The sequence below is a fragment of the Nocardiopsis sp. TNDT3 genome, from assembly GCF_003427465.1.
Taxonomy (GTDB): domain Bacteria; phylum Actinomycetota; class Actinomycetes; order Streptosporangiales; family Streptosporangiaceae; genus Nocardiopsis; species Nocardiopsis dassonvillei.
On record NZ_QPFC01001118.1, the window covers coordinates 1 to 5,345 of the forward strand.

Consider the following 5,345-nt stretch of genomic DNA (forward strand, 5'->3'; position numbering starts at 1 on the left):
CCCCTCCCACCCCGGCGAGACCTCCGCCCTGCTGGACAGCGCCACCCCGTCCGAGGCGGCCCGCCGCCTCCTGGAGGCGGGCGCCCGCAACGTCGCGGTGACCTGCGGGTCGCGCGGCGTCCACCTGGCCACGCCGCAGGAGGAGTCCTGGATCGACGCGGTCCCCGCTCCCCGGGTCCTGGACCAGACCGGCGCGGGGGACGTGTTCGTGGGTACCCTGACCGCGCGCCTGACCCTGGGCGACCCCCTCGCGGAGGCCGCGCGCCTGGCGGCCGCCGCGGCCAGCCTGAGCGTGGGCGGGCGCGGCGGAACCGGTTTCCTGCCGACCCTGGAACAGACCCGCGCGCACGCGCGGGGCGAGAAGGAGGCGACGCGATGACCCGGCTGGACCTGGCGGCGCTGCGGGCCGCGGGGCGCACCACCGCCCTGGACCGCGCCGACCTGCGCACCGGGGTGGTCCACCTCGGGATCGGCGCGTTCTACCGCGCCCACGGCGCGTTCCTGACCGAGGAGGCCATGCTCGCCGCGGGCGAGACCGGATGGGGCATCAGCGCGGTGACCGGGCGCTCGGCCCGGGTGTGGGAGCAGCTGGCCCCGCAGGACGGCCTGTTCACGGTCACCGAACGCGGTGAGGGCGCCCGCCCCCTGCGGGTGGTCTCCTCCGTCCGCGAGACCCTGTCCGGTCCGGCCGACCCGTGGGCGGTGGCGGAGCGCATCGCCCACCCCGACACCCGGATCGTCACCCTCACGGTCACGGAGAAGGGGTACCTGGCGCACCCGGTCACGGGGCGCCTGGACACCGGCGACGCCCGCGTACGCGCCGACCTGGACGGCGGCCCGCCGCTCACGCCGGTGGGGCAGATCGCTCGCGGCCTCCAGCTGCGCCAGCTCCGGGACGCCGGTCCGGTGACCGTGCTGTCCTGCGACAACCTGCCCGACAACGGCGAGCTGACGGCCGCGCTGGTCGCCGACTTCGCCGACGCCCTGCCGGGCGCGGAGGGCGAGCGGCTGCGCTCCTGGGTCCAGGCGCACGCGGCCTTCCCCAACACGATGGTGGACCGGATCGTCCCGGCCACCACGGCGGCGGACCTGGACGCCGTCGAGGCGGAGCTGGGCCTGCGCGACGAGGCGGCCGTGGTCGCCGAACCCTTCCACCAGTGGGTGATCCAGGACCGCTTCGCCGGTCCGCGCCCGCGGTGGGAGGCGGCCGGGGCGACGATCACCGGCGACGTGCGGCCCTGGGAGGCGGCCAAGCTGCGCGTGCTCAATGCCAGCCACTCCCTGCTCGCCTACCTCGGCCTGTCCGTGGGACACACGACGATCGCCGCGTGCGCCGCCGACGACGCCGTGGCGACGGCGGCCCACCGCCTCGTCCACGAGGAGGTCCTGCCCTCGCTCACCCTGCCCGAGGGCTTGGACGGCGCGGCCTACGCCGCGTCGGTGCTGAGCCGGTTCGCCAATCCCGCGCTGGGCCACACCACCGCCAAGGTCGGGGCCGACGGCTCCCAGAAACTCGGCCCCCGCGTCGTGCCCACGGTCCGGGACGTGCTGGCCGGGGGCGGCGAGCCGCGGTGGAGCGCACTGGTGGTGGCGGCGTGGATGCACCACGTCGCCACGGCCGGTCCCGGGTTGGAGGACCCGCTGGCCGACTCCCTGCGCGCTCTGCTGCCCGCGGGCGGAGGGGCGCGGGAGGTGGTCGCCGCGCTGCTGCGCTCGGAGGTCTTCCCCGGGGACCTGGCCTCCCATCCGGTGTTCACCGAACTGCTGGTCCACTGGTACGGGGTCGTGTCCGCCGGGGGCGGCGCGCTGGCGGCGGAGGTCGCCTCGTGAGCGCGGGCGGAGGGAACGACGTGAGAGGCACAGGCCGCGGGAACGGCGTGAGCGGTGGGAACAGGGGAAGCGGCCGGAGCGAGGGGGACGGCGGCATCGGGGCCGTGCTGGCGCTGTCGCCGGTCGTGCCGGTGGTGACGGTGGACTCCCCCGCGCTGGCGGTTCCCCTGGCCGAGGCGCTGCTGGCGGGCGGTGTGGGCGTCGTGGAGGTCACCCTGCGCACGCCCGGCGCCCTGGAGGCGGTCCGGGCTGTCGCGGAGGACGTACCGGACATGGTGGTGGGCGCGGGGACCGTGCTCACCCCCCGCCAGGCCGACGAGGCCGCGGAGGCCGGAGCACGGTTCCTGGTCACGCCCGGCACCACGGAACGGATGCTGCGCCACCTGGTCGCGAGCGGGGTTCCGGCACTGCCGGGGGTGGCCACCGTCAGCGAGGTGCTGGCCGCCCGCGAGGCGGGGATGTTCGCGCAGAAGCTCTTCCCCGCGTCGGTTCCGGGAACCCCGTTCCTGCGCTCGGTGGCGGGCCCGGTCCCCGACGTCGTGTTCTGCCCCACGGGCGGGATCACGGCCGCCACGGCCGCCGACTACCTGGCCCTGGACAACGTGGCGTGCGTCGGGGGGAGCTGGCTGACCCCCGGGGACGCGGTCCGTGAGGGGGACTGGGCTCGGATCACCGGGTTGGCGGCGGAGGCCGTGCGGCTGGGCGCGGGCGCTGTCGGGGACGGCCGCCCCGGCTCCGTGCCGCCTTCCGTCGGCCCGGGACCTAGGGGCGCCTGACCGGGGCCCGCCGAAGGCCCGGCTTCCCGGGGCGGACCCGCTGGGGGCGCCCCCGGACGCGTCCCCAGGGCTTGAACACCGACAGGGCCATGGCCGCGGCGACCGCGGTGGTGGAGACCAGGGGCGGGAACAGGAGCTGGGCGCCGACCGCGAAGGGCGCCTCCTCGGCGAGGGCGGTACGGGCCCGCTCCGCCAGCGCGGTGACCTCGGGTGAGAGCAGCAGGGCCACGAGGGTCAGCAGCACGACGTTGGCCGCCAGCTTGAGCAGGACCCACCAGTACCGGACCAGTCCGTACCTGGTCCCCCAGCCCAGGACGATCCCGGACAGCAGGGTGAGGGTGCCGACCGCGACCAGCGGCCACGTCGCGAAGGCCGCCAGGGCGACCGCGACGGAGGCGTCGTCGCCGCCGAGCAGCGCGGTGACCACGAGGACGCCCAGGACGAGGTCGAGCCCGAGCCAGCTTCCGGCCGCGGCGATGTGGACCAGCAGGACGGTCTTGCGGGTGCGGGCGCCCAGGCGCCGTCGGGGGGTCGTCACGGTGTCCATGCGGCCAGTATCCGAGCGCGGGCCCGAAACGGCGTACAGCCCGGGACGTATTCCGGTGTACGCGGGCGCGCGGCCCCTGACAGGGGCCGCAGTCGGCTCCGGCGGCGCGGGCCCGCGCCGCCCCGACCGGGCGAGCCGTGCCCCCGCCGGAGCCGCCGTCTGGTAAGCCGGACGGTGTGAACAGTACGAGAGAGTCCGAAAGACAGGGCGAGGGCGGGCGGAGGCCCTCGGCGGGGGAGAGGATCGCCCAGTGGCTGTGGCCGCTGGCGGCCGTGGTGGTCGTGGTCGCGGGCATGGTCCTCGGCTACGCGTTCTTCAGCTGAGCCGGGCGCGGCGCCGCGGACCCGGGCGGCCTCAGGCTCCGCCCGGGGAGGTGCCCGGCAGGCGGGTGGCCACCCACTGGTCGTCGGAGTCGCGGCGCATCTCCAGGGGCCCGTGGTCCTCGCCGGGGTAGACCAGGGCGACCGTGGCGATGGGGACCTCCCCCTCCAGGTCGGTGTCCATGGTGACCTCACCGACCTCGATGCCCTCACCGCCCTGGAGCGCCTCGGCGTAGAGGGGGAAGGCCGCCGGACAGTCCTCGGCCCCGTGCTCGTCGGCCAACACCGTGCGCGCGGCCTCGTCCATCAGCGCGCAGCCCGCCTCGCCGTCGGCGGCCATGAGGGAGGCGATGAAGCCCTGCGCGGCGCGGCGCACGTGGGTCTCGGCGTCCGGGTCCACCGCGGCCGCGCTCTCCTCGGCCCGCCCCGCGGTCTCCTCCGGGGCCTCCTCGCCGGAGCAGGCCGTGGCGGCGAGGAGCAGGGCCAGCAGCGGGGCGGACAGCGGAAGTCGTCTCATGGCGGGCGCCTTTCGAGGGGGCGGGGGCGTCGCACCATTGTTACCGTATCGGCCCGCTGCGTGACCAGCGGTGTCCGCGCGCCCCAGGTAGTCCCGGGGCCGTCCGGTCGGAAGGGCTTCCGGGCATCGCCATAAGCCCGCGCTGCGGCGGACCCGGGGGTTGTCGGTGGGGCGGGGCTTCCGGCCATCACCGCAAGCCCGACCCGTGACGGGCCCGGGGGTTGTCGGCAGAGCCGGGCTTCTGGTGATATGGGAACGCGGTCCCCTCCCGACGGAACCGCTCCGGACTTTCTGGCGCACAGAGCACGCGCGGGCGTGCCACGGGCGGTTCCGCCGTGCGTCCGCGCCGGAGGTGACATGTCCTACCCCCTGCGGGAGAGCCGTCCGACGGACCCGTTCGCCCGTATCCCCCCGGAGTTGGGCGCCCGGCTGCGCCCGCTGGTGCCGTCGCTGGCGGAGGAGGCCCTGGAGGGCATCCGGCGCCGGGCGGAGTTCCACGCCGCGCCCCTGGAGCCCGCCGACGCCGAGGGTCTGCGGCGGACGGTGGAAGCCGGTCTGCGCGCCTTCCTGGACCGGGTGGAGGGCGGCCGCTCCCCCGGGCACGTGGACGCGCTGGCCGCCGAGTTCCGGGCCTTCGGCGCGGACGAGGCCCGGCACGGGCGCACCCTGGAGTGCCTGCACACGGGGATGCGCACGGCGGCGGCCGTGGCCTGGCGGCGGCTGGCCGACGCGGACGCGCTCACCCGCGACCACATGGCGGTGCTGGGAGAGGCGATCTTCGCGTTCCAGGAGGAGGTCTCGACCGCCGCGGCCGAGGGCCACGCGCGGGTGCGCGGCGCCGGGGTGGACGCGCTGCGCAGGCGCCGGGCGCGGTTGCTGGAGGTGCTGTTGGCCGAGACGGGCCCGCGGCGGGAGGAGCAGGCGGTGCCCGCGCTGGCCCGGGCCGCCCGGTGGCGGCTGCCCGGGCGGGTGGCGGTGGCGCTGCTGTACCGGGGTACGGACGGCGCGGCGGCGGCCCCGCTGGAGGCGACCCCGAGCGGCCCGTCGGCGGTGGCCCAGACGACCGTGGGCGGCCCGTCGGCGGACGCGCTGTCCACCTCGGCGGGGGCGTTCTCACATCTCAGCGCGTTGTCGTCGGACGTGCTCGTGGGCCTGGACCGCGTGGAGCCGTGCGCGGTGGTGCCCGATCCCGAGGGGCCGGGGCGGCTGCGGTCGCTGGAACGCTCGCTGCGCGGTTCCTGCGCGGTGCTGGGCCCGAGCGTGCCCCTGGACCGGGCGCCGCTGTCGCTGGCCCGGGCCCGGGACCTCGCGGAACTCGTGCGCACGGGCGTGGTGCCGGGCGGGGGCGTGGTGCG

Annotated in this window: 7 protein-coding genes; 5 read left to right on the plus strand and 2 right to left on the minus strand. The window is 76.9% G+C overall.

From position 1 onward, the window contains the following. The 3 genes from DQW06_RS24555 to DQW06_RS24565 form a co-directional block, all read left to right on the plus strand. On the plus strand, positions 1-379 hold a 379-nt coding region (locus DQW06_RS24555), incomplete at its 5' end, for a carbohydrate kinase family protein (protein WP_198662541.1). Next, entirely contained in the window at positions 376-1,830 is a 1,455-nt protein-coding gene (locus DQW06_RS24560) for a mannitol dehydrogenase family protein (RefSeq protein ID WP_071622502.1), read from the plus strand. The genes DQW06_RS24555 and DQW06_RS24560, both read left to right, overlap by 4 nt. Positions 1,831-1,877: 47 nt before the next feature. Continuing rightward, on the plus strand, positions 1,878-2,606 hold the full coding sequence (locus tag DQW06_RS24565) for a bifunctional 4-hydroxy-2-oxoglutarate aldolase/2-dehydro-3-deoxy-phosphogluconate aldolase (RefSeq protein WP_049800310.1): 729 nt from the start codon (positions 1,878-1,880) through the stop codon (positions 2,604-2,606). Here the strand turns inward: DQW06_RS24565 and DQW06_RS29015 are convergent. Further along, positions 2,593-3,153: a hypothetical protein gene (locus tag DQW06_RS29015; protein ID WP_157983593.1), complete on the minus strand. Its 561-nt coding sequence runs from the start codon at positions 3,151-3,153 to the stop codon at positions 2,593-2,595. The genes DQW06_RS24565 and DQW06_RS29015 overlap by 14 nt on opposite strands. Positions 3,154-3,329: 176 nt before the next feature. Here DQW06_RS29015 and DQW06_RS29320 point away from each other — a divergent pair, with 176 nt between their 5' ends. Next, entirely contained in the window at positions 3,330-3,476 is a 147-nt protein-coding gene (locus tag DQW06_RS29320) for a hypothetical protein (protein WP_167539499.1), read from the plus strand. A gap of 31 nt (positions 3,477-3,507) precedes the next feature. Here the strand turns inward: DQW06_RS29320 and DQW06_RS24575 are convergent, their stop codons facing one another. After that, positions 3,508-3,990, minus strand: a complete 483-nt coding sequence (locus DQW06_RS24575) for a hypothetical protein (protein ID WP_013154296.1) — start codon at positions 3,988-3,990, stop codon at positions 3,508-3,510. A 357-nt stretch (positions 3,991-4,347) separates the two neighbouring features. On the opposite strand from DQW06_RS24575, the gene DQW06_RS24580 reads away from it, so the two are divergent. After that, the coding region (locus DQW06_RS24580) for a PucR family transcriptional regulator (RefSeq protein WP_117199396.1) at positions 4,348-5,345 on the plus strand (998 nt) is incomplete at its 3' end.